The organism is Burkholderia arboris (assembly GCF_038723655.1).
In the GTDB taxonomy this organism is placed as follows: domain Bacteria; phylum Pseudomonadota; class Gammaproteobacteria; order Burkholderiales; family Burkholderiaceae; genus Burkholderia; species Burkholderia arboris.
The window spans coordinates 2,535,608-2,561,648 of record NZ_CP109821.1; the positions used below are offsets into that span (position 1 = coordinate 2,535,608).

A 26,041-nucleotide genomic window follows, 5' to 3' on the forward strand; every position below is an offset into this window, starting at 1 on the left:
CGCGCGTTGCGTTCGTTCGCTTCCGCCGGGTCACCCGTTCGCGGCCACACCCGGCAGGCCGCCAACCGCCACCTGTCCGCGCGATGCGGGGTGAAGCGCATGCACGGCGCCCGGCGCGTCGGCCGGCAGCACCCCGTGTTGCAGCCAGTACAGCGCGACGGGCCACAGCGTGTCGGTGAAGCGGCTGTGGAAAAACGCGAAATGGCCGATCGCGTCGACGCCGATGTCGGCCGGCGCGATCCGCAGATGCGTGACGTGGCTGCCAGCGTAGTAGCCGACCAGCCGCTCGATCGCGTCGACCGTGCCGAACGCGTCGTCGTCAATGCCGATCGCGAGCATCGGCGCCGTCAGCCCCGCAAAACGCGCCGGCAACGCCGTGCGGCTCACGGCGCCGGCATCGAGCACGCCGCCGATGTAGCCATCCTCGAAACGCGGCTGCGCACGCGCCCAGGACAGCGCGACGCCGCGCGGCGTGTCCTCCATCCAGCCGAGCCGCTTCGCGGGTACGTAGCCGAATGCGGCCGCGAGCGCGGGCATCGCGACGTGCCACTTCCACCACATGCGGCGCCGTTCGGCCGGCAGATAGTCGCGCCAGTACGCATACTGCGCGCCGACGGTCACTGCATGCCGCACATGCACGTTCGATGCCGCGAGCCCGAGCAAGCAGCCACCGATGCTATGCGCGACGACGTCGAGCGGCTGGCCCGGAAACGCGTCGCGCGCGTACTGCAACGCGGCTTCGCAATCGAGCCGCCCCCAGTCGAGCCAGTTCGCGCGCAGCTTCGCGAGCCGCGCCGGGCGCGACCCGCCGATGCCGCGATAGTCGTAGACGAGCACGTCGCGCCCCTGCGCGAACAGCCAGGCCGCGAAACGGAAGTAGTAGTCGCAGCGCACCGACGTCGCGCAATTGATGACCGTCACGGGCCGCGCGGCGCCGCCGCCGCGATGACGCCAGACATGGCCGCGCAATTCGTAACCGTCGGCGGCGCGCAGCGTCACGGGCTCGGGCGGCAATGCGCCTGCCGCGCGACTACCCTGCGCCGCCCCGCTTCCTTCGTTCGACATCATCGTCCTGTCTCCTGTCGGTCCGAGTTAGTGCTTTAGCGCTTACCCGGACCCCATGCTTCGCGGTCGGTCCGAGTTAGTGCTTTAGCGCTGACTCAAACTCCATGTTTCGCGGTCGGCCCCAATAGCGCCTCAGCGCTTACTCGGATTTCATGCTTCGCGATCGGCCCAGTTTGCGCTTCAGACCTTGCCCAAGCCCTCATGCTTCGCGGTCAACCAGCGCAGGCGCATCGGCGCCTGAGCGGGCCCCGTGCCTCGCGAACCGCTGCCCGCGCCCACCGCCCAGCCTCCATTGAACTTGACGCGTGCCGCGTTCTCAACCAATCTTGCTGCTCCGTTCGCATGAGTCACGCGCATGTCAACGCCACTCGTCCGCCTCCCTTCGCTCGATCTCGTCCGCGGTTTCGTCGCCGTCGGCCGCCGCATGAGCATCACGCTCGCCGCGCAGGACCTGTGCGTCACGCAGTCGGCGGTCAGCCGCCAGATCCATGCGCTCGAAGCGCATCTCGGCGTCGCGTTGCTGCAGCGCGGCTACCGGAAGATCGCATTCACGCCGGAAGGCGAACGTCTGTTCCGCGTCGCGGATGCGGCGCTGTACGGGCTGCAGGACACCGTCGCGTCGCTCGCCGCCGCGCGCGAGCGCCAGCCCGTCACGATCACCGCGAGCATCGGCGTCACCGCGCTGTGGCTGCTGCCGCGGCTTGGGCGCCTGCAGGCGCGCCTGCCCGGGATCGACCTGCGTGTCGCCGCGAACGACAAGGTACTCGATTTGCGCGCCGAAGGCATCGACCTCGGCATCCGCTACTGCCCGCGCGAGCGCGCGCCGGCCGGAGCGCTGCGCCTGTTCGACGAGATCGTCGTGCCGGTCGCGCATCCCGCGCTCGCCACGCAGCCGGTCACGAACGCCGCCGCGATCGCCGGTCACGTGCTGCTCGAATTCGACGGGCCGCCGCAACCGCAACTGCAGTGGCATGCGCACCTGCACGCCGCCGGGCTCGGCGACGCGCGCCCGAAGGGCGTGCTGCGCTTCAACCAGTACGACCAGGTGATCCAGGCCGCGATCGCGGGCCAGGGCGTGGCGCTCGGCCGGCTCGCGCTCGTCGCGCCGATGCTCGCGGACGGCCGGCTCGCGGTGCTCGGGCCGCACACGCAGGCGCTGTCGGATACATATGGCTACTGGTTGTTCCAGCACGATCCGGCCCCGCGCCGCGAAGTCGCCGACGTGCGCGACTGGATGCTCGCGGAAGCGGCCGAATGCGATGCGGCCATGCGCGCGCACGGCACGGCATCGGCATGAGCCGGCTGTCCCGAGGCGCGTCACCGTGCGCTGTCGCCGTCACTCCTCCGCATTCCTGTCACGCATGTCAACCTGACCGAATGATCGCTTGAGCGACGGCGGCCCCGATCGTCTAATCGGATCGAGCGCGGCCGCTTCGCCGCGCGCCCTCATCCGGAGACACGCATGACCCCGATCGAGCAGGAAGTCCGGCGCCGCTGGCTGCCCGTGCTGGCAGGCGGCCTGATCATGGGCGCCGCGCTCGGCATCCGCCACGTGCAGGGCCTGTTTCTCGCGCCCGTATCGCTCGACCACGGCTGGTCGCGCGAGGCGTTCGGGCTCGCGCTCGCGCTGCAGAACCTGATCTGGGGCATCGCGCAGCCGTTCACGGGGATGATCGCCGACCGCTTCGGCTCGGTGCGCGTGATCGTCGCCGGGATGCTGCTGTATGCGGCCGGGCTCGTCACGATGGCGCATGCGGCCACCACCGGCCTGTTCACGGTCGGCGCCGGGCTCGTGATCGGCATCGCGCTGTCGGGCTCGGCGTTCGCGTCGATCTACGGCGCGTTGAGCCGCCTGTTTCCGCCCGACCGGCGCGGCTGGGCGCTCGGCGTCGCGGGCGCGATCGGCGGGCTCGGCCAGTTCTGCATGGTGCCCGTTGCGCAGGAACTGATCGGCGGCATCGGCTGGCGGCATGCGTTCATCGCGCTGGCGCTCGTCGCGGCGCTGCTCGCGCCGCTCGCCGTGCTGCTGCGCGACCGGCCCGCCCAGGCGGCCGGCGCGGACGCCGGCCCCGGCCAGTCGATCGGCGACGCCGTGCGCGAGGCGTTCGCGCATCGCGGCTTCTGGCTGCTGAACGCGGGCTTCTTCGCGTGCGGCTTCCAGCTCGCGTTCATCGCGACGCACCTCCCCGCCTACCTGCTCGACCACGGGCTGCCCGCGCGCCACGCGAGCGTCGCGCTCGCGCTGATCGCGTTGACCAACGTGGCCGGCACCTATGCGTGCGGCCATCTCGGCGGGCTGCTGCGGCGCAAGTACGTGCTGTCGGTGCTGTACCTCGTGCGTGCGCTCGCGATGGCCGCCTTCGTCGTCGCGCCGCTGTCGCCCGCGAGCGTCTACGTGTTCGCGGCCGTGATGGGGTTCACGTGGCTCGGCACGGTGCCGCTGACGAACGGCGTGATCTCGCAGGTGTTCGGCGTGCGCTACATCGCGACGCTGTTCGGCTTCGTGTTCTTCGGACACCAGCTCGGCAGCTTCTTCGGCGTCTGGCTCGGTGCGGTGGTGTACGACGCGACGCATTCGTACCTGCCGCTGTGGATCGGCTCGATCGCGCTCGGCGTGCTCGCGGCGCTGCTGCACCTGCCGATCGACGACGCGCGAGTCGCGCGTCCGGCATCCGGCAACGCGGCATGGGCATGATCCGTACGATGCTGGCCGCCGGCACGCTCGCGTTCGTCGCGTGGTGCGGCGCGGCCTACTTCGATTCGGGCGTCGCGTACGCGCTGCTCGAGCACGTCGCGTTCTGCAACTGATGCGGCAGGCCGGGGCAGGCAGTCAGCGGCGCTTCGGCAACGCGGCCAGCGCATCGAGCGCGCGGGCGCGCGCGGCCGCATGCTCGACGAGCGGCTCCGGATAGTCGACGCCGAGCCGCACGCCGGCCGCGTCGAGTTCCAGCGGCGACGCTTCCCACGGCGCATGGATCGATGCGTTGTCGAGGCCGGCAAGCTCGGGCACCCAGCGCCGCACATACACGCCGTCCGGATCGAACTTCTGCCCCTGCGCAACCGGATTGAAGATGCGGAAATACGGCGCGGCATCGGCGCCGCAGCCGGCCACCCACTGCCAGCTCGCCGCGTTGTTCGCGGGGTCCGCATCGACCAGCGTGTCCCAGAACCACGCTTCGCCCGCGCGCCAGTCGATCAGCAGGTGCTTGATCAGGAACGACGCGACGACCATCCGCACGCGGTTGTGCATCCAGCCGGTCGTCCACAGCTCGCGCAGGCCCGCATCGACGAGCGGATAGCCGGTCTGCCCGCACTGCCACGCGTGCAGCGCAGCAGGATCGTCGCGCCACGGCATCGCGTCGAACTGTGCGCGGAAGTTGTCGGTCGCGAGCGCCGGGAAGTGATACAGCAGCGTGTAGCTGAACTCGCGCCAGCCGAGCTCGCTCAGGAATTTTTCGGCGTCCGCCGCGTACGCCGCGCCGCCTGCGTGCGCGGCACCCTGCACCGCGTGCCACACCTGTCGCGGCGACACGTTGCCGAAGCGCAGGAACGGCGACAGCCGGCTCGTCGCGGGCCGGTCGGGACGATCGCGCGCATCCGCATAACCGGCGAGCGACGTGGTCAGGAAGGCGTCGAGTTGCGCGTGTGCGCCGGCTTCGTCGGGCGCGGGCCACGCATCGCGCAGGCCGCCGGCCCAGTCCGGCGCGCGCGGCAGCCACGCGAGCGCGTCGAGCGCCAGCGCCCGGTCGCGCACGGTCTTCGGCCACGGATGAAATGCAATCCGCTCGGGTTCCGGCAGCGGCACGGCAACCGTACGGTCGCGGCGCGCCGCACGCCAGTACGCAGTGAACACCTGATACGACCCGCCGCTGCCCGTCAGCACCTCCCACGGTTCGTTCAGCAGGCTGCCGTTGCTGCTTTCGACCGCGACACCGCGCGCCTTGAGCGACGTCTTCAGCGCCGCGTCGGCGTCGCGCTGCGGCTGTGCATAGCGGCGGTTCCAGTACACGGCTTGCGCGCCCGTATCGTGCACCACGCGCTCGATCTCGCGCTGCGCGTCGCCGCGCAGCAGCAGCAGGCGTCCGCCATGACGCGCGAGCGCGGCATCGAGCCCGGCCAGCGACCCGTGCAGCCACCAGCGCGCCGCGCCGCCGGGCGGACGCCCGGCACCGTCGCCGCTGTCGTCGACGAATACGCAGACGAGCGGCCGGCCCGATTCGACCGCGCGCGTCAGCGCGGGCTGGTCGGTCACGCGCAGATCGTCGCGGAACCAGACGATCGCAGGGGCAACGGACGACTTGGCAGGCACGGGTACCTCGATGGCGAAAGCGCGAAGAGATGCGTATTGTCGCGGCTGCGCGGCGTGGTGTCGACGCCGCCGACGGTCGCGCCAATTGCGCCGCCCGCCGCGCCCGGTGAAACGCCTTAGTCCATTCCGACGATTCTTCGCCGCGGGCACCGGCCTACGCTCGATGTCGGGTGCGCCGCGCCGCGCGAGTCGGACCGGCCGATACCGGCCCCGCGGGCGCCGGTCCGCACCCGTCACGTGCGCCGGCCGATGCCGGCGCGACGCCTTTCGACCGCCGCGACGCCTCCGGCCCTCCGGGCGCGCACGGCTTCATCCGATACGCCGCCATGACCAAACCCTCGAATCTCGTCACCTCGATCACCGTCGACATCGACGCGCCAGCCTCCGTCGTGTGGGAAGTGCTGACCGATTTCCCGCGCTACGGCGAATGGAACACGTTCTGCATCGGCTTCGAAACGACCGGCAAGCTCGGCGATTTCGTGCACATGCAGGTGCGCATTCCGGGCACCGAGACGGTGATTCCGGTCAGCGAGATCCTCGTCGCGTACGAGCCCGAACGCCTGCTGTCGTGGGAGCAGCGCCCGACCGACGACAACAAGGACGCCGCGCGCCGCGACCAGTACATCGACGCGAACGGCGCGGCGCGCTGCCGCTATTTCACGACCGACCAGTTCCTCGGCGTCAACGCGGACACGATCATGCAGCACCACGGCGCCTGGGTGAAACAGGGCTTCGACCAGTGCGCGCGCGACGTGAAGCAGCGCGCCGAAGCGCTGCATGCGGCACGCACGCGCAAAAGCGCGTGACCGGGAGCGGCCGATGCCCGATCTGCAAACGCTGTCCGACCACCACGACATCCGCGAGCTGGTCGTCGCGTATTCGAGCGCGATCGATGCGCGCGACTTCGATGCGCTCGACACGGTGTTCACGCCCGACGCGGCGATCGACTATCGCGCGATGGGCGGCATCGCCGGCCGCTTTCCGGACGTGAAGGCATGGCTGCGCACCGTGCTGCCGCAGTTTCCGCGGTACCAGCATCTGGTCGGCAACCTGTCGATCCGGCTCGACGGCGACACCGCGCGCGGCCGCACGATCTGCTTCAATCCGATGGAAGTCGCGCTGCCGGACGGCGGCACGCAGGTGATGTTTCTCGGGCTGTGGTACGTCGACCGGTTCGTGCGCACCACGCAGGGCTGGCGCATTGCCGAACGCGTCGAGGAGCGTTGCTACGGCCACAACGTGCCGGCCGTGCTCGCGGGCGCGACCGGCTGAACCGGCCGCGACGCGTGCGCCGTGCGAAAGCGGCACGGCGCACGCGCGGCCGTTGCGGCATCAGTCGAGCCGGAACGCGGCCTCGAAGCGCTCGGCGAATGCGTCGAACTCGGCTTCCGGCAGATGGTTGATGCCGCCCGCCCGCTTGCGCCCGCCGCCGGTCGCAAACCCGCGGCAGAACTCGTCCGCACCGATCGGCCGGCCGTCGGGCACGCGCACGCTGACGACCAGCCCGCCCTCCGCGCGCGGCGACAGCACCGCGAGCGCCGCATGCGGCGCATTGCGCATCCGCTCGTTCGCGAGCATGCCCGTCGCGCGCCGCGCCCACGGATGATCCGGCATCCGGACCAGCGTCGCGCCCGGCACCTCGCGCAGCGGCGCGAGCGCGCAGGCGCGCGCCATGTCATCGCGGTATCCATCGCGCAGCGCGGCGAACACGGCCGTTTCGCGCACGAAATCGAGCGGATCGGTGCACGGCAGCATCGCGTCGGCGAGCGCCGCCGGATCGAAATGCAGATCGCCGACGCATTCGCCGTACGCGTTGTAGTTCAGGTAGAGCCCGAGTTCGGCGAGCGTGCAACGCTCGGCCTCGCCGATCCCGTGCTCGCGCGCGAGCGCATCGCCGAGCGCCGGCAGTTCGTCGCCGAACGCCGCGACGATCGCCCAGCGCACGTGCCGGCCGCCGAGATGACGGTTCACGATCGCGCTCGTGCAGACGTCGGCCGCCGTGTCGATATGCGCGTCGAAGCGCGGATCGTCGGGCAGCTCGCCCGCGAAGTGATGGTCGAAATAGCGGACCGTCGTGCCGTCGCGCAGCAGCCGCGCGCACGCGTCGCGGTTCTGGTCGTGCGACACGTCGAGCACGGTGACGATGTCGCCCGCGCGCGCGTCGATCCGCTCGAGCAGCCTGATGTCGCGCTTCACGCCCGTTACGAGCGTGCCGCGCACGCCCTCCGCGAGCCGCAGTTGCTGAAGCGCGCACAGGCCGTCCGCGTCGCCGTTGAACGCGAAGAAATGCTGCGCGTGTCGAGTGTCCTGCATGATCCGTTGCTCCATCGTCAAGGCATGAAATCGCCGCCGTTCGCGTCGAGCGTCGCGCCCGTCACCGCATTCGCGTAATCGGACGCGAGAAACAGCGCCGCGCGCGCGCAATCGTCGTCGGTCGGCAGCTTCGCGAGCGCAATATTGGACGCGATCGGCGCGATGATCTGCTCCTCTGTCATCCCGTAGTCGGCCGCCGCCTGCCGGAAATACGTCTGCGTCGGCACGCCCCACATCCAGCCCATGTGGATGCTGTTCGCGCGAATGCCGTGCACGCCGAGTTCGCGCGCCAGGTATTTTGCCGCAACCGCGAGCGCGCCCTTCGATACAGCGTAGCCGCCTTCCCCTGCAAACGGCTTGCGGGTTGCCTGCGTGTTGATCATCACGATCGCGCCGCGCTTTTGCCGCTTCATGTGCGGCACGACTTCCTGCGTCAGCGCCATCGTGCCGAACACGTTGGTATCGAACACCGCGCGCCAGCCGTCGAGGTCGGCTTCTTCCACCGGCTCCGGGAACGTGCCGTGCACGAATGCGCTGTTCACGAGCGCGTCGATCCTGCCGAAGCGCTCGACGGCCTGGGTCGCGAGCTGTCTGCATTGCGCGCGGTCGGTGATGTCGGTCCTCACCTTCAGCACGTCGCAATCGACGCCGAGCGCCCGGATCCGTGTTTCCGCGTCGTCGAGCTTGTCCATCGTGCGCGCCGCGACGACCACGCCGCGTGCGCCCTCGCGCGCGGCCTCGACCGCGAGCTTCACACCGAGCCCCGGCCCGATCCCGGAAATCACGACGATCTTGTCCTTCATCAACATGCGTTGTCTCCTGGTTGTCGTTCGTCTCGCGGGTGCGGCCGTCAGCCGGCCGCCCGCAGGTGCCGCGCGCGATACGCGGCGAAGTCGTGCGCGAGCTGCGCATCGGTGAAGCCGAAGCGCGCGATCGAATAGTCGTGGGCCGCGCGCTTGTCGCGGCCGTTGCGCGCCATCCAGCCCGTCATCGCCGCGCGCTGCGCCGCATCGAGCGGCATCCCGGCGAACGCATAGACGGCTTCGGCCACGCCCAGCGGATTCGACACGGTGTCCTCGAATCGCACGTCGAGAAACCGGTCGGCCGGCAGCGCGTCGCGCGCGGTCATCGCCGCACCGATCGCGCGCGCCATCCCCGCGTTCCACTGCGCGCCGACGGCGAGCGGATCGGGTTCGTCCGCATACATCTGCCACAGCGTGTGCGCCATGCTCGCCATCGACGGAATCGTCTGCGCGGGATCGCGGTGCGTGAGCACGACCTGCGCGCGCGGAAACACGCGGCACAGCACGTCGATCGCATGCAGGTGCTGCGGTGTCTTCAGCAGCCAGCGCTGCGCCGGCGCCACGCCGCGCCGCGCCTTCTGCCACTGCAGGAACTGCAGCATCCGCTTCAGGTACGTGTAGACCGGCGTGAGATCCTGCCGCGCGAGCCACGCCGTATAGCGCGGCACGTTCGCGTACGAATCCATCGCGCACACGAACGAATGCTCCATCAGCATGAACTCCTCGTCGGCGAGCATCGCGTCGAGCGGATGGATCGTCAGGATCTGCGGAATGCACTCGATCATCGTCGCGACCTCGGCCTGCGCGCGCGCGATGCGCACGGCCGGCGCGTCGAGCGTCTCGCCGGCAAGCGGCGCCGGGTAGCGCGTTTCCCACCATGCAGCCGAATGAAAGCGCGGATCGACGGCCAGCAGCCGCTGCAGCAACGTCGTGCCCGTGCGCGGCAGGCCGACGATCACGAGCGGATCGTCGATCGCGATATCCGCGATCTCCGGGTGACGCCCGAAGTAATCCTCGACGACGAGCCGGTTCACGAGCTGGCCGACGAGCTTTTCGCGCATCATCTCCGCGCCGCGCGCGGACAGCGCCGCTTCGTCGATCAGCGATGCGCACATCACGTCGAGCGCCTCGCGATACGGCCCGTCGCCGAACGCGGTGAGCCCGCCCGTGCGCGACACGGCCTCGGCAATCAGGCCGTCGGGGGCCAGCAACGGACGAATCCGGTCGAGCGGCGCGTTCATGCGGCCTCCTTCAACGTTGCGCGCTTCACGACGCGCGTGCGCGGATGTACCGGTTGCGCAGCGCCGACCCAGCGCCAGCAGATCGTGCCCGTGCGATGTCCGGCCGTATCGAGCCAGTTCGCATCGCCCGGCTGCGCGGATGCGACCACGACTGTCACGCCACCGTCGGCATTCAAACGCGCGCTGTGCTTGTTCACGCAGATGTCGAAGTGCCGGTAGTCGAGCGACTCCATCCAGTAGTTGTTGAGCTGCACGTTCCAGAAGTCGCAGTCGGGCACCGTGTCGACATCGATCACGAGCGCCTCGTCGTCGGCCAGCTCCCAGCACGAGTGGTAGTAGTAGATGTTCGGGTCGCCGCCGACCGACTGGCACAGCGCCTGGTCGGCGGGCGGCAGCGCGTTCACGTGCGACCGGTAGCTCGCGGCCCAGTCCGCGAACAGCTTCGACGTCTGCTCGACGAACTGCGCGGCGCGCGTGAAGCCGCCCTGCAGCGCGAGCGGATCGAGCGGCGCCGGGCGATCGTCCGCGCCGATGCGCGCGATCTTCAGTTGTGCAGGCGTTTCAGCACGCCGGTCGAGGAAGGTCTGGCGCACGAGCAGCGCATTCGTGCCCGGCTCCATGCGCACCCAGTTGCCCTCGCGCGGCGTCTCGCTCAGCACGATCTCGAAGCTGCCGTCCGGTGCGATCTCGAGCTGCTTCGCATCGAGAAAGCCCGTCTGCAGCATCTTGCCGTCGGTCTCGTAGCCGCCCTTCTGCGTACCGAAGCTCAGGTACGCAACCGTGCCGCGCCGCCCCGTCACGCGGTATTCGCAGCGGCCGTCGAGGCGTGCGTACTGGTACAGGTTGTCAGGATTGTCGGCACCGATCTTCGCGGTCTCGTGCGACGGCGAGAAGAAGCCGGGCCAAGCGCCGTCCGCGAATTCGACGTGCATTTCGAGCGCGATGCGCATCAGCCGGCTCAGGTAGCGGAAGCCTTCCGCGCGCGTCAGCGGATCGTCCGGCGCTTCCGCGCGCAGGATCTGTTGTCCGCTGCGTTTCAGGGTGTCGCAGAAATCGGCCCAGGTCTGGCCCGAAAGCAATTGCGTGGCTCGTGTGTCGTCCGTCATGTGTCGTCTCCGCCGATGGTCGAGCGCTCACCTTAAGCGCCACCGCCGCGCGCCACTTCGTCCGGGTGGACTAAGGAAAGATCCGCTCCACCGCCGCATGCCGGTTTAGTCCACCCGGACGAAGAGCGGCACGCCGCTCGCTCGATACCGTTGGCGTCATGCACGAAACGCCGCACATGTCGCGCGGCACCGGCATGAAACAAGGAGACGAACGATGTTGACCCACTTGGAGCGGCTGGAGGCCGAAAGCATCCACATCCTGCGCGAGGTGGTGGCCGAGAGCGAGAACCCGGTGATGCTGTATTCGATCGGCAAGGACAGCTCGGTCATGCTGCATCTCGCGATGAAGGCGTTCTACCCGGCGAAACCGCCCTTTCCGCTGCTGCACGTCGATACGACGTGGAAATTCCGCGAGATGATCGCGTTTCGCGACGAGACGGCCGCGCGCCTCGGCCTCGACCTGCGCGTGCACATCAACCCCGACGGCATCGCGAACGATATCAATCCGTTCACGCACGGCTCGGCCGTGCACACCGACGTGTGGAAGACGCAGGGGCTCAAGCAGGCGCTCGACCACTACGGTTTCGACGCCGCGTTCGGCGGCGCGCGCCGCGACGAGGAAAAATCGCGCGCGAAGGAACGCATCGTGTCGCTGCGTTCGGAGCAGCACCGCTGGGACCCGAAGCGCCAGCGGCCCGAGCTCTGGTCGCTGTACAACGCGCGCAAGCGCAAGGGCGAAAGCCTGCGCGTGTTCCCGATCTCGAACTGGACCGAGCTCGACATCTGGCAGTACATCCAGCTTCACGACATCCCGATCGTGCCGCTCTACTACGCGAAGGAACGGCCCGTCGTCGAACGCGACGGCGCGCTGATCATGGTCGACGACGAACGGCTGCCGCTGCGTGACGGCGAGCACCCGCAGATGCGCAAGGTGCGCTTTCGCACGCTCGGCTGCTATCCGCTCACGGGCGCAATCGACAGCGATGCGACATCGCTCGACGACATCCTGCAGGAGATGCGCGAGACGCGCACGTCCGAGCGTCAAGGACGGCTGATCGACAGCGATTCGGCCGGTTCGATGGAGAAGAAGAAACAGGAGGGATATTTCTGATGGCACACGTACTCATTGCGCCCGACAAACACGCGCGCCACGCCCCCGACGCGCCCGCGACCGGTGACGCCCCCACGCAAACCCAGGACCTGCTGCGTTTCATCACGTGCGGCAGCGTCGACGACGGCAAGAGCACGCTGATCGGCCGCCTGCTGTACGAATCGAACATGCTGTTCGACGACCAGCTCACGCAGCTCGAAGCCGATTCGAAGAAGGTCGGCACGCAAGGCGGCGAGCTCGATTTCGCGCTGCTCGTCGACGGCCTGTCGGCCGAACGCGAGCAAGGAATCACGATCGACGTCGCGTACCGATTCTTCGCGACCGCACGACGCAAGTTCATCGTCGCCGATACGCCCGGCCACGAGCAGTACACGCGCAACATGATCACCGGCGCGTCGACCGCCGATCTCGCGGTGATCCTGATCGATGCGCGCAAGGGCGTGCTCACGCAGACGCGCCGCCACAGCCATCTCGTCGCGCTGATCGGCATCCAGCGCGTCGTGCTCGCGATCAACAAGATGGATCTCGTCGGCTACGACCAGGCCGTGTTCGACCGCATCGACGCCGACTATCGCGCGTTCGCGGCCGAACTCGGGCTCGCGGACATCGTCAGCATCCCGATGTCGGCGCTGCGCGGCGACAACGTGATCGCCCCGAGCGCGCGGATGCCGTGGTATGCCGGCCCGTCGCTGATGCAGCATCTCGACCGCCTGCCGCTCGCCGCACGCGTGACGCGCGACGAACCGTTCCGGCTGCCCGTGCAATGGGTCAACCGCCCGCACCTGAATTTCCGCGGCTACGCGGGCAGCATCGCGTCGGGCGAGATCCGCGTCGGCGAGCGCGTGCGCGTGCTGCCGTCCGGCAAGGAGAGCCGCGTCGCAACGGTGATCACGCAAAGCGGCGAAAGCGACATCGCGCGCGCCGGCGACGCCGTGACGCTGACGCTCGCCGACGAGATCGACATCAGCCGCGGCGACATGATCGCGCGCGCCGATGCGCCGCCGGAAGTCGCCGACCAGTTCGAAGCCACGCTCGTGTGGATGCACGACGAGCCGCTGCTGCCCGGCCGCCCGTACCTCGTGAAGCTCGGCACGCAGACGGTCGGCGCGACCTGCGCGACGCCGAAGTACAAGGTCGACGTGAACACGCGCGAGCACCTTGCCGCGCGTACGCTCGCGCTCAACGAGATCGGCGTGTGCAACCTGAGCCTCGACCGGCCCGTCGCGTTCGATCCGTACGACCGCAACCGCCATACGGGCGGCTTCATCGTGATCGACCGCTTCACCAACGACACGGTCGGCGCCGGGATGCTGCACTTCGCGCTGCGCCGCGCGCACAACGTGCACTGGCAGGCCGTCGACGTCGATCGCGACGCGCGCGCGGTGCAGAAGGCCCAGACGCCGCGCATCGTGTGGCTGACCGGGCTGTCGGGCGCCGGCAAGTCGACGATCGCGAATCTCGTCGAGAAGCGGCTGCACGCGCTCGGCAAGCACACGTACCTGCTCGACGGCGACAACGTGCGGCACGGGCTCAATCGCGATCTCGGCTTCACCGAGGCCGATCGCGTGGAGAACATCCGGCGCGTCGCCGAAGTCGCGCGGCTGATGCTCGACGCGGGGCTCATCACGCTCGTGTCGTTCATCTCGCCGTTCCGCGCGGAGCGCGACATGGCACGCGCGATGGTCGGCCCCGACGAGTTCGTCGAGGTATTCGTCGACACGCCGCTCGCGGTCGCGGAGGAACGCGATCCGAAGGGCCTGTACAAGAAGGCGCGGCGCGGCGAGCTGAAGCACTTCACGGGCATCGACTCGCCGTACGAGCCGCCCGCGCAGCCCGAACTGCGCGTCGACACGGTGGCCGAGTCGCCGGAGGAAGCGGCCGAGCGCATCGTCGCGTACCTGCTGCGCGAGCGTACGGCGTAGGCGCCGCAAGCGGGCAGCCCGGCGGTTGCCCGCTTGCCCGCGTCGCCTACTCCGTTCGGATGACGCGGGCCGCCAGCCGGCCGGTATGCTGGTCCGGGCCCCCTCACCCCGACCAAGGAGAACACGAGCATGCGGATCGCGCTGGCGCCTGGCGATACGGCCGCGCACGACGGCTTCGACGACGCGGCCTGGACGGCGCGCGAACTCAGCACGTGGCTCGGGCTCGTCTATCAGGGGCCATCCGAAGCGACGCCGTGGGCCGGCTTTCTCGAAGCGGTCCGCGTGCGGCTCGACGCGAGCTTCACGACGCTCGTGCTGCGCAATCCGGGCGGCGCACGGCACGGGCTCATCATCAATGCGTCGGCGCACGGCCCGCTGCTGCCCGGCGAGCCGTCGTACAGCGAGCAGTTCTATGCGCTGTGCCCGTTTCTCGACCACCCGCCCGGCCAGGTCTTCACGGCCGACCGGCTGTTCGGCGAAACCGCGTGGCGCGCGCACGATTTCTACCGGCAGTATCTGCAGCCGCTCGACCTGCGCTACATCCTCGGCGCGAACCTGCGCGGCGAGCGCGGCGTCGAGTGCGCGTTCTTCGTGAGCCGCGCGCACGGCAGCCGCGATTTCGACGCCACCGAGCGCGCGCAGGTCGCAACGCTGCTGCCGCACCTGCAGCGTGCAGTCGAGTTGCATGCGGCGTTCGACGTGCTCGATGCCGAACGCGCGCTGTACGCGGGCACCGTCGACCGGCTCGATGTCGGCACCGCGATCGTCGACGAGGACGGCCGTGTGATCAAGCGCAACCGCATCGCCGAGCGGCTGATCGAGCAGCAGGACGGGCTGTGCGTGCGCCAGGAGCGGCTCCACGCGTCATGCCCGCTCGACGAGCGCCGGCTGCAAAAGGCGCTGCAGGCCGCACTCGAGCATTTCCGCGCGGGGGCGCTCACGCGTATCGAAGCCACCACGCTGTCGCGTCCCGGCGGTGCCATGCCGCTGAGCGTGCTGCTGCGCCCGCTCGCGCCCTATCGCGGCGCCGAAGACCGCCAGCACCGGCCGGCCGTCGCGGTGTTCGTGCGCGATCCGGCGTCGTCGCCGCAGACATCGCGCGACATGCTGCACCGGCTGTTCCGGCTCACGCCGATGGAAACCGAAATCGCGCTGCTGCTCGTCGACGGGCTGACGCTCGACGAAGCGGCCGCCGCGACGGGCATCACGAAGAACACCGCGCGTGCCCACCTGCGCGGCATCTTCGCGAAAACGGGCGCAACGCGACAGGCCGTGCTCGTGAAGACACTGCTCAACAGCGTCGTGTCGATGGCGTAGCGCACCGGGGCAGCCATCGCCGGACCGCCCGTGCGGCTGCCCCACGACGCGGGGTACGAACCGGCAACGCGGTCTGGCAACGAGCATGATCTCATTTCATTTCATGTCATACGTCGTCAGACATTGAAAAATCATTCACCTGCCTGAAGGTATTCGCCAATATTTGAGAAATTTCCGGGTAAACCCGCGACGTCATCACCGGTACACCGGCGTACCATGTCATACGACGACATACTACATAGATCGCCACCCTGACGTGGACGCGGGCCGCCGCCCCGTCCGCCGCCGCCCGACCGGAGACACCCTTGAACCCGCCCTCGTCCGCCCTGCCCGGCCGCGACCCGCTCGCGTCCGCCGTCTCGAAAGTGAAGTGGCACGTGCTGCCGCTCGTGCTGATCATGTTCATCGCGAACTACATCGACCGCGTGAACGTCGGCTTCGTCGATCGCCACCTCGAAGCGTCGATCGGCATCGGCGCGGCTGCGTACGGGCTCGGCGCCGGGCTGTTCTTCGTCGGCTATGCGCTGTTCGAAGTGCCGTCGAACCTGCTGATGCAGCGCTACGGCGCACGCGTGTGGCTCGCGCGGATCATGGCGACGTGGGGCATCGTCGCGGCCGCGATGGCGTTCGTGTGGAACGACACGTCGTTCTACACGCTGCGCTTCCTGCTCGGCGTGGCCGAGGCCGGCTTCTTCCCCGGCGTCGTGCTGTACCTGTCGCAATGGCTGCCGCCGCAGGAGCGCGGCAAGGCGATGGCGATCTTCCTCGGCGGCTCCGCGTTCGCATCGGTGCTGTCCGGGCCCGTGACCGGCGCACTGCTGTCGATCCGCGGCTTCGGCCTCGAAGGCTGGCAATGGATGTTCCTGATCGAAGGGATGTTCTCGGTCGCGCTGTGCGGCGCGAGCTGGCTGTTGCTGAAATCGCACATCCGCGACGCGACGTGGCTCACGGCCGAAGAACGCACGGCGCTCCAGAACGCGCTCGACGAGGAACGCGCGACGCGCGACGTGCGCTCGAACGTGCCGGTGCGCGCCACCGCGCTACTGCGCGATCCGCAGATCATGCTGTTCTGCTTCCTGTACTTCTCGATCCAGCTGACGATCTACGCGGCCACGTTCTGGCTGCCGACGATCATCCGCAAGATGGGCGGCCTCACCGATTTCCAGGTCGGCCTGTACAACACGATTCCGTGGATGATCGCGATCGGCGCGATGTACGGCTTCGCGGTGCTGTCGTCGAAGTGGAAGCATCCGCAGCGCTGGCTCGCGTGCGCGCTCGTGCTCGCCGCCTGCGGGCTGTTCGCATCGACGTCGCACGATCCGGTCTGGTCGTTCGCGTCGATCTGCTTCGCCGCGCTCGGCTTCAAGGCCGCGTCGTCGCTGTTCTGGCCGATCCCGCAGGGCTATCTCGACACGCGCGTGGCCGCGGCCGTGATCGCGCTGATCAACTCGGTCGGCAACCTCGGCGGCTTCGTCGCGCCGACGGCGTTCGGCTATCTGAAGCAACATACGGGTTCGATCACGGGCGGCCTGTATGCGCTCGCGATCGCTTCGCTCGTCGCCGCGGCCGCCGCGCTGTTCGCGCGCACGCACCGGCGCAGCGATCCGCCGAGCGGCCTGCCGGCCGACGACTCCTTCACGAATGCTTCGATGCTCCGCCATGCCGAACACTGACCGCCTGACCGTCGTCGTCTCGAATGCCGCCGACGGCGACCTCGCCACGTTCTCCCTCGCCGGCGACGGCACGCTCGCGCCGCTCACCCGCTATCCGGCCGCCGACATCGCGATGCCGATCGCCGTGCAGGCCGACCGCGCGCGCCTCTACGTCGCGACGCGCGGCGAACAGCCGACGATCGTCGCGTTCCGCGTCGCCGCGGCCACGGGCGCGCTCGTGCGCATCGGCACAACGGCGATCGACGCGAGCCATGCGTACCTGTCGCTCGACCGCAGCGGCCGCTGGCTGCTTGGCGCGTCGTACGGCGGGAACTCGCTGAGCCTTTACGACGCCGCGCGCGTGCGCGACGGCGACGGTACGCCGCTGCAGGTCGCGGGCGGCATCGCGAACGCGCACGCGGTGATCGTGTCGCCGGACAATCGTTTCGCGTACGTCAGCTCGCTCGGCTCGGACCGCGTGTTCGGCTTCACGCTCGTCGAGGACGCGGCCGGCCTGCGTGCGGTCGAACACGGCGAAACGCGCGTGCCGGCCGGCTTCGGCCCGCGTCACCTGCAGTTCGCGGATGGCGGCCGCACGCTCGTGGTCGTCAGCGAATTCCAGGCCACGCTCGCGACCTTTGCACGCGACCCCGACACCGGCAGGCTCGGCGATGCACACGTGAGCGCGCGCCACCCGGCCGTCGCCGAACTCGCGCCAGGCCATGCGCGCCCGCCCGCCCCCGCCAAACCGTCCGTGTGGGCCGCCGACCTGCACCTGACGCCCGACGAACGCTTCGCGTATGTCAGCGAGCGCACGTCGAGCCAACTGCTCTGCTATCGCCGCGATGAAGCCGGGGCGTTCGAACCCGCACACGCGACGGCGACCGAGGCGCAGCCGCGCGGGTTCGCAATCGATCCGTCGGGACGCTGGCTCGTCGCCTGCGGCGAACAGTCGGAACACGTGGCCGTGTACGCGATCGCGCCGGACGACGGTGCGCTGACACTGCATGCGCGCGTGCCGGGCGGACGCGGCGCGAACTGGATCGCGATCGTCTGAGGAAGCGGCAAGTACCGGCGTTCAGCGCCGCTCGCTCGGCGCGACGCCCGTCCAGCGCTTGAACGCGCGCGTGAAATTGGCGCGGTCCGTATAGCCGACGCGCGCCGCGATCTCGTCGACCGGCAGGCGCGTGCCTTCGAGCAGCCGCAGCGCGTCGCGCAGCCGGATTTCGTCGAGCAGCGCCGAATAGGTCGCACCGAATTCGGCGAGCTTGCGCTTGAGCGTGCGCGCCGACACATGCAGTTCGCGCGCGACGTCGTCGACCGACGGATAGCCGTCATCGCCGCAGATCAGCAGGTTGCGCACGCGCTCGACGACGCTCTCGGCATAGCCGAGCCGCGCGAGTTCGGCCTCGCACTGCTGGACGATCATTTGCGCGGTCTGCGCGTTCGCGGTGCCGATCGGCTCGTCGAGCAGCGCGGCGTCGCAGCGGATGCGGTTCGCGCTCGCGTCGAAATGGCAGCGCGGCAGCCGCGCGCGATAACGCTCGAACCACGGCGGCTCGGGCCATTCGAAATGGAGTTCGGCGCGCGACTGCAGCGTGCGCCCCGGCGCCGGATACAGCAGCGAATTGAACAGGATCGCGGTCTCGACCAGGAAGTTCTCGACCGCGAACTGGCGCAGCCGGCCGAGCGGAAACGCTTCGAGCACGTCGATGTCGACGATGCCGTCGAGTTGCGCGAGCCGCACCGAGAAGAACGGCACGCGCGTCGGCAGGTAGCGGATGCCGAGCGCGATCGCCTCGCCGAGCGTCGCGCAGCTCATCAGCCCGAAGCCGATCAGCCCCGCTTTCGTCAGGCTGCTGCGCAGGCCGATCTCGATCGCGATCGACGGGTCGGCCGTCGCGTCGAGCAGGTTGAACACGATCGCCGCCTGCTGCATCGGCGTGATGCGCGCATCGGGCTGCGCGAGCCGGTCGCGCTCGACGCCCGAGCCGGCGAGAATGCGGCCGCCGTCGATGCCGCGCTCCTCGGCCAGCATCAGCATGAACAGCGCATACGCGGACGACACCGTCGCCTTGTTCAGCTGGCGCGCGGCATCCGGGACGGACAGGACCATGCGGCGGACTCCGGAGCGGTTTCGGCGGATTGTAGCGTCGCTGGCCCGCAATGACACCGCAGCGGCACTCTAGCCGGGCGGCCACCCTGGCCCGAAATGACACCGCCATTGGCACCGGCGGCCCTCGCGTGCGCTCCGGCGGGCGCCTATGCTTGTCACATCGGCATTGCGCCCCACTCTTTCCGCACGGATTCCGGTCGATGAGCCAACCCGCACGAACCGTCTTTCGCCACGATGCAGACAAGGTCGCGTACGTCCGCCGCGAGGTCAACGCCGCGAGCGACGCGATCCGCGCGCGCTTTCCGCTGCTCGACAACCAGAACCTCGTCGGCGCAACCGTGATGGCCGTATCGGTGAGCGCGATGCTCGCGATCGCGTGGCTGTATGCCCGCGGCGCGATCGCGTGGTACGTCGCGCTGCCGCTCGCCGCGTTCGTCACGTCGCTGATCCACGAGCTCGAGCACGACCTGATCCACCTGATGTACTTCAAGAAGACGCCGTGGGCCTATCACCTGATGATGGCGCTGTGCTGGCTCGCGCGGCCCGGCACGATCAACCCGTGGACGCGGCGGCGCATGCACCTGCATCACCACAAGGTGTCGGGCGGCGAATCGGATCTCGAGGAATTCGGCATCACGAACGGCGAGCGCTGGGGCGTGAAGCGCCTGCTGATGATCGCCGACGGCATGCTCGCCGTCGTGCTGCGCCCGGCCGCGATGCGTCGCAAGGTGAAGCAGTATGTGGCCGCGCAACCGGTGCAGGATCCGTCGGAACGCCTGCAGCTGCGCGTCGAGCAGGTGTCGTCATACATGCCGGTCGGCCACGTGTATTACGTGCTGTGGCACGCGTTCATCGTCTATCACGTCAGCCTGTTCGCGCTGCATGCGTTCGGCTACTCGGCGACGGTGCCGGCCGTCGTCGAACGCGCGATGAACGTCGTCGATTTCCTGGCGGTGGTATGGCTCGGGCCGAACTTCGTGCGCAGCTTCTGCATCAACTTCGTCAGCTCGAACATGCACTACTTCGGCGACATCGATTCGCGCAACGTGATCCAGCAGACGCAGGTGCTGAACCCGTGGTGGATGCTGCCGTTCCAGTTGTTCTGCTTCAATTTCGGCAGCACGCATGCGATCCATCACTTCGTCGTGCGCGATCCGTTCTACATCCGGCAGTTGACCGCACGCACCGCGCATGCGGCGCTGCGTGAGGTCGGCGTGCGCTTCAACGACGTCGGCACGTTCGCACGTGCGAATCGCTGGGGCGGCTATCGCCCGTCGCGCGGTACGCGCAACGCGCAGGCCGACACGTAACGCCGGCGCAGGCCATCAAGCGCCGATCGGCGGCATCGGCCCCTGCCCGCGGATCCACGACCAGTTCGCGAGTTCAGCCATTTCCTTGTCGCCGCGGCTGTCGCCGTATGCGAACAGTTGCTTCGGCGGCCGGTTGCCCCACCACCCGCGCAGCCGCACGACCTTCTGCGGTCCCCAGCAGTTCTCGCCGTCGAGCCGGCCGGCGAAGGTGCCGCGCTCGAACGCGAGCCGCGTCGCGAGCACCGCATCGAAGCCGGCCGTCTTCGCCCACTTCTCCAGATACAGCGACGGCGACGCGCTGACCAGCACGACTTCGTGCCCGCGCGCCCGATGTTCGCGAATGCGCTCGAGCATTTCCGGGCGCACGAGGCCCGGCAGATAGGTGTCGACGAACGTGCGCGCCTGCGCATCGAGCGCGTCCTCGCGGATCGGCCCGAATGCGAACGACGCGAACTTCGCCTTCGCGTCGCCGCGCGACAGCAGCCCGGCCTTCATCGCGACGATCCACGGCAGCGCGCGCAGCCCGGCCCATGCGAAACGCGGCGTGCCGACCGCATAGCGGACGAAATGGCGGAAGCTGTCGGTAGTCGTGATGGTGCCGTCGAAATCGAACGCGGCGACGATGCGGTCAGTCATGGAGAATCGGCGGGAAAGCGATGGAATGCCCCGGAAGATAGCAGACTCGCGGCGCCGCGCGCGAAACGGCGTGACGCAGCATGGCCAGCGGAGCGGCCACACCCGCCGCAGCGCGCGTGGCCGCCGTGTCGTTCGCTCAGCGCTGCGGCCGCGCGGCCAGCGCCGCCGGCAGCACGACGTTCATCAGGTGATCGGCGCGTGACAGCAGATCGGTCACGCGCTCGTCGAGCCCGCGCAGTTGCGCCGGCTGCATCCGGATTTGCTGGACCGCCTGCCCGACGATGTTGCGGCGGTCGAACAGCGTGCGCTCGACGCCGGCATCGTCCGGCGCACGCACTACGTCCGCCACCGCGCTCAGCGCCGCGAGCACGACCACGAGGTTTTCCTCCGCATGGCGGACCTTCGCGGCGAGTTCCTCGGTACGGCGCGGAAAGAACCCGAGCGACTGCTTGAGCGCGCCGATCGCCGCACGGTAATCGACATGCCCCGACGCCGCGCCGAACCAGCGTTCGAACATGCCGGCCTTGCGCGTCGCCTGCGCGAGCATCCCGGCCATCATGTCGGCCGCGCCGAGTTCGTTGAATTCGCGCGTCGTCGCCGCGACGGCTTCGACGAGGTTGCCCGCCGTTTCCAGCGCGCCGTCGCCGATCGTCGCGACCGTCGCGAGCTTGAGCGGCACCAGTTGCCGGATGTGTCGCTCGATGCGCGGCGCGTAGTCGGGATAGAGATTCGGAAAGCTGGCCTGCGCGGCGCGGAAGCACGCGTCGAGCTGCGGGTGGTTCGATTCGCCGAACAGCGCACGGCCGACCGCTTCGGCGGGCGCCGCGCGTACGGCGTGACCGGCCGCGGGCGCCGGCCCGAGGTCGAGCGCCTGCGGCGCGGGCCGCTCGGGCGCACGCGCGGCCTGCGCGCCGGCCGCGGGCGGTGCGTCGAACGCAAGACGCCCGGGCGTGCGCTCGGGCGTCGTATCGAACTCGAGCCGCTTCGGCTCATCGAACGGATTCGTCATCGCTGCTTCCTGCCCGGCGCGGCGGTGTTCCGCACGCCGGGCCGCCGCCAGTCAGACCGCGCCGCCGTATGCGCGCACGAAATCGCCGAGGCCGCGGTTGTAGCCGGCGCCGACCGCCTTGAACATGAAGTGGCCGTCGCGGCGATAGAAGCTGCCGACCTGCACCGACGTCTCCATCGAGAAGTCTTCCTCGAGTGCGTACTTCGCGATCACGGCGCCCGTCACCTCGTCGGCGATCTGGATGTAGCTGTTGCGAACCTGCCCGAAATTCTGGCGGCGCGCTTCGGCCTGGTCGATCGTCACGACCACCGAGATTTCCTCGACGTCGGCCGCAAGCTTCGTCACGTCGATGAAGATCACTTCGTCGTCGCCGTCGCCGCTGCCCGTGCGGTTGTCGCCGCTATGCACGACGCCCAGGCACTTCGACGCGGGCATCCCGCGCTTCGGGAAATCGTCGCCCGGCTGGATGAAGGTTTCCTTGCGCTCCATCGTGCGCACTTCGCTGTTGTAGAACACGAAGTGCTGATCGGAGATCAGCCTCGGATTGCTTTGCGTGTCGTACTTGCACAGGAACACCGACACGTCGAGGTCGAAGTCCGTGCCCGTGTCCGTTGCGTTCGCGTCCCAACCGAGACCGATGCGGAATTTCTGCGTGCCGGGCGCTTCCTTCGACAGGTTGACGCGACCGCCTTTCGACAAATTGATCATCTGAACCTCTTCTGCTGGAACCGCCGTTGCGCCGGCGGCAATGCCGGGCCGCACGGTGCGGCCCTTCGTTGATGGTGTTCGCGCCGCGCGTGACGCGTGCTTACTCGCCCGCCACCGCGGTGCGGTCTTCCCTGCGCTGCACGACGATCGACGACCATACGGCCGCGGCGATCATCGCTGCGCCGATCAGGCCCGTGACGACCTCGGGCACCTCGAACTTCACGCCGAGGAACATGATCGTTGCGAGCGCACCGATCGCCCAGAACGCGCCGTGCTCGAGAAAACGGTACTGCGCGAGCGTGCCCTTCTTCAGCAGCACGAGCGTCATCTCCCGGATGTAGGCCGCACCGACGCCGAGGCCGAGTGCGATCAGGAAGATGTTGTTCGACAACGCGAACGCGCCGATCACGCCGTCGAAGCTGAACGACGAATCGAGCACTTCCAGGTACATGAAACCCGCGACGCCTTCGCGCACCACGCGCGTGCCCGTCTCCCCGCCGCCGACCAGGTCGCCCACGCCGTGCGCGATCACGAAGCCGATCACGCCGAACGCGCCCGCGAGCAGGAAGCTGACCTGCTCGGCCGCCGGCACGTAGAACGACGCGACGATCACGATCGCGAGCGTCAGCGCCACTTCCAGTGCGGTGATGCGGCCGAGATGGCGCATCGGGCCTTCGAGGAAGCCGATCCAGTGTTCGTCCTTCTCGGTGTCGAGCATGAACTTGAAGAACACCATCAGCAGGAACGCGCCACCGAATGCCGACACCTCGTGATGCGCGGACGTCAGCACGGCCGCGTACTTCTCCGGCGATTCGATCGCGAGCGTCAGCGCATCCCACAGGCCGATGTGGCCGATCACCGCGACGATCAGCAGCGGGAACACGAGCCGCATGCCGAACACCGCGACCGGCAGGCCGAACACCATGAAGCGGTTGCGCCACTTCTCCGACCAGTTCTTGAGCACCGATGCGTTGACGACCGCGTTGTCGAGCGACAGCGAAATTTCGAGCACACACAGGACCGCGACGATCAGCATGTCCTTCACGCCGCCGAGGAGATAGGCGGCGATCAGCGCGAGCACCGTGAGCGACAACGGGATCTTGAAGTCTTTCAACATGATGGGGTAATCGAGTTCGGAAAAATGGGCGTGCGGGCCGCGCTTACTTCGCGCGCACCCAGTCGCAGAATTCTTGCGTGATCAGCTGTTCGTAGATCTGTTCGTCGCTGATATTCAGCGATTCGAGATGCAGGAAGCCGACGTTCGGCATTTCGTCCGCGATTTCCGCGAGGAAGCCGAATTCGCTCGGATCGCCGACGCCGACGAGCGACCAGTACAGCGGGAAGTGCTGCGACTCGGCCAGCAGCTGGCGCACGCGTTTGCGGTCGTTCTTCGGGTTCTGGCCGTCGGTGACGAACAGTACCCACGCGGGCAGATGGCCATTCGCCGGTGCGGAGGCGGCCGGCGTGGACGGTTCGTCCGTACTGCCGAACAGCCGGCTCAGGAAACCGCGCCTGGCTTCGCGCTTCGGCTCCGGCGCGCGAAAGAAGAAGTCGACGATGTCGTTCATCACCGGCGCGTACTGCGTGCCGCCCCACTTCTCGATCCGTGCTTCGAGCACGTGATCGGAGATGTACGAGCCGTAGTTGTCCGGCGTCGCGGTCGGCAGGCGGTCGTAGCCTTCGGTGAAGGTCCACGTGTCGACTTCGCCGTTGTCGTCGAACTTCAGTGCGATGCCGAGGATCCGGTCGTGCGTCTCCTGGATCACGCCCGACTGGTACAGCGGCTTCGCGGAGCCCGAGATGTCGAGCGCCGCGCCGACACGCACGACGGGCGGCTTCAGGATCTGGCGTTTTTCGAGGACGATCGCGACCTTCGCCGCGCGTTTCTCAAGCGTAATCATGCGGTGTTCTCTCAGTTCTCTCAGTTGTGCTTCGGAGCGAATCGGGTGATCAGGTCCTGTTCGAGCTGGCGCAGGCGCGGCGCGTCCTGTTCACGCTGGCGCTTGCCGTCGGCGATGATCTGCGTGATGTCGTCGAATGCGCCGAACAGCTGCTGCTGCGCGTATTCGAACGTGTCGGTCGAGATCACCGGACGCTGGCCGAGCTTCGCGACTTCCTGCGCGTTCTGGCGGTTCAGGTCGGCCTGCGCGCGGATCGCCTCGTCGGCCGCGTCGTACGTCGCGTTCGCGAGCGCCGCCGCGCGCTTCGTGCTGAGTTGCTCGAGATAGAGCGCGAACGCGTTGGTCCACGCGGGGATCAGCACGGTCTTGATCGTCATGAACTTCGACGTCAGCGTGCGTTTCTGGTCCTGCTCCATCCGGATCTGCGGCGCGAGCTGCTTCGACATCAGCATCGCGCGGTCGAGGTCGTCGAGCTTGCTTTCGAGTGCGTCGACCTTGCGCTTCACGTCGAGCAGGCGCTGTGCCGCGAACGCATCGTCCGCCGGCTGCTGGCCTGCCGCGAGGTGCGCGCGCAGCGTCGCGAGCGCCGTTTCGCCGTGCGCCTTCGACTGCGCGAGCTCCTGGTGCAGCGCGTAGTTGTCGTTGTACATCCGCTCGAGTTCGTCGATGCCGGCTTTCTGACGCTGCGCATGGTTCTCGAGCTCGACGACGAGCGTGTCCATCCGCTTGCTCACCGACTCGTATTGCGACAGCAGCTTCTCCTTGGTCGAGCGGAACAGCCGCGTGACCTGCGTGAGCAGCCCGCCCTTGTCGGCGCCGCGCGGGTCGAGCCCCTTCGCGGTCGCGATCAGTTCGTTGAGCTTGTCGCCGAACTGGTCGGCATCCGACGCGCGGACGCTCGCGAGAATCTGTTGGGAAAAGGCGGCGATCCGCGTGCCCTGCGTCGCGCCGAGCTGGTCGATCTCGTCGACGGTGATCAGGCGGACGTTCTCCGCCGGGCGTGCGGCCGGCGCGGCAACGGCGGCGGCGGGCACAACGGCGGGCGCTGTAACGGGTGACGAAGACGGGGTGGAAGGACGATCGCTGACCGCATCGGATTTCTTGTCATCGAATAGCGGCTTCATGTGGCTACCACGTTTCCTTTTCTGCTTTTTGCTACGTGTTGTCGTCGTGCGCGCAAGGCGCGCATCCGCGATTGCCGTCGTGCTCTCTCACGGGCGGCAGACGGACAATAAATGGCGACGGTGCGGTGCGTCAAGCGACGCAAATCTTTCAATCGCCATACGCTTTGTAATGTATTCGATGAAAACCTCGATGACGCTTCTGGTGACGCGGGGGCCAATGCCTTGATGGAGCGAGAATCCGGATTTCTCGGGAAGTACCAGCAACAAGAAATAGAAAGTAATTTGAAAGAATTTGCTTCTCGCTATTCCGCTGATTGTTACAGATTGCTTAACGCCGGAGGGACGTCGCACCGCATCGGTCGACGGCGTATCCGTCGATGCCTGACGTGCGGACATGC

25 protein-coding genes are annotated in these 26,041 nt (G+C 68.4%); 11 read left to right on the forward strand and 14 right to left on the reverse strand.

All coding sequences use genetic code 11. The features are described 5' to 3' along the window. Nucleotides 1-30: 30 nt before the first annotated feature. Entirely contained in the window at nucleotides 31-1,068 is a 1,038-nt protein-coding gene (locus tag OHZ10_RS11875; protein ID WP_342702559.1) for an alpha/beta hydrolase family protein, read from the reverse strand. A 352-nt stretch (nucleotides 1,069-1,420) separates the two neighbouring features. Between OHZ10_RS11875 and OHZ10_RS11880 the strand changes: the two genes are divergently transcribed. The 3 genes from OHZ10_RS11880 to OHZ10_RS11890 all read left to right on the forward strand — a co-directional run bounded on the left by OHZ10_RS11880 (nucleotide 1,421) and on the right by OHZ10_RS11890 (nucleotide 3,873). Continuing rightward, nucleotides 1,421-2,362 (forward strand): LysR substrate-binding domain-containing protein, encoded by a 942-nt coding sequence (locus OHZ10_RS11880; RefSeq protein WP_342702561.1) that lies wholly within the window; start codon nucleotides 1,421-1,423, stop codon nucleotides 2,360-2,362. A 165-nt stretch (nucleotides 2,363-2,527) separates the two neighbouring features. Next, nucleotides 2,528-3,760: an MFS transporter gene (locus OHZ10_RS11885; protein ID WP_342702563.1), complete on the forward strand. Its 1,233-nt coding sequence runs from the start codon at nucleotides 2,528-2,530 to the stop codon at nucleotides 3,758-3,760. Beyond that, nucleotides 3,751-3,873: a hypothetical protein gene (locus tag OHZ10_RS11890; RefSeq protein WP_059233671.1), complete on the forward strand. Its 123-nt coding sequence runs from the start codon at nucleotides 3,751-3,753 to the stop codon at nucleotides 3,871-3,873. Before OHZ10_RS11885 ends, OHZ10_RS11890 begins: the two co-directional genes overlap by 10 nt. 22 nt (nucleotides 3,874-3,895) lie before the next feature. Here the strand turns inward: OHZ10_RS11890 and OHZ10_RS11895 are convergent, their stop codons facing one another. Next, a complete protein-coding gene (locus tag OHZ10_RS11895; RefSeq protein WP_059233670.1) occupies nucleotides 3,896-5,374 on the reverse strand; it encodes a cryptochrome/photolyase family protein in 1,479 nt (492 codons plus the stop codon). 326 nt (nucleotides 5,375-5,700) lie between these two features. Here OHZ10_RS11895 and OHZ10_RS11900 point away from each other — a divergent pair, with 326 nt between their 5' ends. Together OHZ10_RS11900 and OHZ10_RS11905 are read left to right on the forward strand one after the other, a co-directional pair. Then, nucleotides 5,701-6,180: an SRPBCC domain-containing protein gene (locus OHZ10_RS11900; RefSeq protein ID WP_059236682.1), complete on the forward strand. Its 480-nt coding sequence runs from the start codon at nucleotides 5,701-5,703 to the stop codon at nucleotides 6,178-6,180. A gap of 13 nt (nucleotides 6,181-6,193) precedes the next feature. Beyond that, nucleotides 6,194-6,646, forward strand: a complete 453-nt coding sequence (locus OHZ10_RS11905; protein ID WP_174994628.1) for a nuclear transport factor 2 family protein — start codon at nucleotides 6,194-6,196, stop codon at nucleotides 6,644-6,646. 60 nt (nucleotides 6,647-6,706) lie between these two features. On the opposite strand, the gene OHZ10_RS11910 is transcribed toward OHZ10_RS11905, so the two are convergent. Genes OHZ10_RS11910 through OHZ10_RS11925 form a run of 4 tightly spaced genes read right to left on the reverse strand, consistent with a single transcriptional unit; the run spans nucleotide 6,707 to nucleotide 10,837 of the window. Then, a complete protein-coding gene (locus OHZ10_RS11910; RefSeq protein ID WP_059236680.1) occupies nucleotides 6,707-7,687 on the reverse strand; it encodes a hypothetical protein in 981 nt (326 codons plus the stop codon). Nucleotides 7,688-7,704: 17 nt separating this feature from the next. Beyond that, a complete protein-coding gene (locus tag OHZ10_RS11915) occupies nucleotides 7,705-8,496 on the reverse strand; it encodes an SDR family oxidoreductase (RefSeq protein ID WP_174994629.1) in 792 nt (263 codons plus the stop codon). 41 nt (nucleotides 8,497-8,537) lie between these two features. After that, nucleotides 8,538-9,731, reverse strand: a complete 1,194-nt coding sequence (locus tag OHZ10_RS11920; RefSeq protein WP_059233667.1) for a sulfotransferase family protein — start codon at nucleotides 9,729-9,731, stop codon at nucleotides 8,538-8,540. Continuing rightward, nucleotides 9,728-10,837, reverse strand: coding sequence for a DUF1214 domain-containing protein (locus OHZ10_RS11925; protein WP_059233666.1), 1,110 nt, complete (start codon nucleotides 10,835-10,837; stop codon nucleotides 9,728-9,730). The genes OHZ10_RS11920 and OHZ10_RS11925 overlap by 4 nt, the downstream gene beginning before the upstream one ends. A 214-nt stretch (nucleotides 10,838-11,051) precedes the next feature. Between OHZ10_RS11925 and cysD the strand changes: the two genes are divergently transcribed. The 5 genes from cysD (at nucleotide 11,052) to OHZ10_RS11950 (ending at nucleotide 17,896) form a co-directional block, all read left to right on the forward strand. After that, the gene (gene cysD, locus OHZ10_RS11930; RefSeq protein WP_256085076.1) at nucleotides 11,052-11,948 is read left to right on the forward strand and encodes a sulfate adenylyltransferase subunit CysD; all 897 of its coding nucleotides are present in this window, start codon (nucleotides 11,052-11,054) and stop codon (nucleotides 11,946-11,948) included. After that, nucleotides 11,948-13,870, forward strand: coding sequence for a sulfate adenylyltransferase subunit CysN (cysN, locus tag OHZ10_RS11935; protein ID WP_174994632.1), 1,923 nt, complete (start codon nucleotides 11,948-11,950; stop codon nucleotides 13,868-13,870). The genes cysD and cysN overlap by 1 nt, the downstream gene beginning before the upstream one ends. Nucleotides 13,871-13,999: 129 nt before the next feature. Next, nucleotides 14,000-15,187: a helix-turn-helix transcriptional regulator gene (locus OHZ10_RS11940; RefSeq protein WP_059233663.1), complete on the forward strand. Its 1,188-nt coding sequence runs from the start codon at nucleotides 14,000-14,002 to the stop codon at nucleotides 15,185-15,187. Nucleotides 15,188-15,492: 305 nt separating this feature from the next. Then, entirely contained in the window at nucleotides 15,493-16,860 is a 1,368-nt protein-coding gene (locus OHZ10_RS11945) for an MFS transporter (RefSeq protein ID WP_256085077.1), read from the forward strand. After that, the gene (locus tag OHZ10_RS11950) at nucleotides 16,847-17,896 is read left to right on the forward strand and encodes a lactonase family protein (protein WP_342702569.1); all 1,050 of its coding nucleotides are present in this window, start codon (nucleotides 16,847-16,849) and stop codon (nucleotides 17,894-17,896) included. The genes OHZ10_RS11945 and OHZ10_RS11950 overlap by 14 nt, the downstream gene beginning before the upstream one ends. A 21-nt stretch (nucleotides 17,897-17,917) precedes the next feature. Here OHZ10_RS11950 and OHZ10_RS11955 read toward each other — a convergent pair whose 3' ends face one another. Further along, entirely contained in the window at nucleotides 17,918-18,955 is a 1,038-nt protein-coding gene (locus OHZ10_RS11955) for an AraC family transcriptional regulator (RefSeq protein ID WP_059233660.1), read from the reverse strand. 200 nt (nucleotides 18,956-19,155) lie between these two features. Between OHZ10_RS11955 and OHZ10_RS11960 the strand changes: the two genes are divergently transcribed. Further along, a complete protein-coding gene (locus OHZ10_RS11960) occupies nucleotides 19,156-20,265 on the forward strand; it encodes a fatty acid desaturase (protein ID WP_342702571.1) in 1,110 nt (369 codons plus the stop codon). A 15-nt stretch (nucleotides 20,266-20,280) separates the two neighbouring features. On the opposite strand, the gene OHZ10_RS11965 is transcribed toward OHZ10_RS11960, so the two are convergent. The 7 genes from OHZ10_RS11965 to OHZ10_RS11995 form a co-directional block, all read right to left on the reverse strand. Further along, on the reverse strand, nucleotides 20,281-20,901 hold the full coding sequence (locus tag OHZ10_RS11965) for an HAD family hydrolase (RefSeq protein ID WP_059233658.1): 621 nt from the start codon (nucleotides 20,899-20,901) through the stop codon (nucleotides 20,281-20,283). 136 nt (nucleotides 20,902-21,037) lie between these two features. Further along, entirely contained in the window at nucleotides 21,038-21,910 is an 873-nt protein-coding gene (locus OHZ10_RS11970; RefSeq protein WP_340624297.1) for a hypothetical protein, read from the reverse strand. Nucleotides 21,911-21,961: 51 nt separating this feature from the next. Continuing rightward, a complete protein-coding gene (locus OHZ10_RS11975) occupies nucleotides 21,962-22,618 on the reverse strand; it encodes a TerD family protein (RefSeq protein WP_059233656.1) in 657 nt (218 codons plus the stop codon). A 100-nt stretch (nucleotides 22,619-22,718) separates the two neighbouring features. Then, a complete protein-coding gene (locus OHZ10_RS11980) occupies nucleotides 22,719-23,735 on the reverse strand; it encodes a DUF475 domain-containing protein (protein WP_059233655.1) in 1,017 nt (338 codons plus the stop codon). A 43-nt stretch (nucleotides 23,736-23,778) separates the two neighbouring features. Next, the gene (locus OHZ10_RS11985; RefSeq protein WP_059233654.1) at nucleotides 23,779-24,519 is read right to left on the reverse strand and encodes a VWA domain-containing protein; all 741 of its coding nucleotides are present in this window, start codon (nucleotides 24,517-24,519) and stop codon (nucleotides 23,779-23,781) included. 20 nt (nucleotides 24,520-24,539) lie between these two features. Next, the gene (locus OHZ10_RS11990; RefSeq protein ID WP_342702573.1) at nucleotides 24,540-25,643 is read right to left on the reverse strand and encodes a toxic anion resistance protein; all 1,104 of its coding nucleotides are present in this window, start codon (nucleotides 25,641-25,643) and stop codon (nucleotides 24,540-24,542) included. 87 nt (nucleotides 25,644-25,730) lie between these two features. After that, a complete protein-coding gene (locus OHZ10_RS11995) occupies nucleotides 25,731-26,039 on the reverse strand; it encodes a hypothetical protein (RefSeq protein WP_342702575.1) in 309 nt (102 codons plus the stop codon). Between the last annotated feature and the right edge of the window lie 2 nt (nucleotides 26,040-26,041).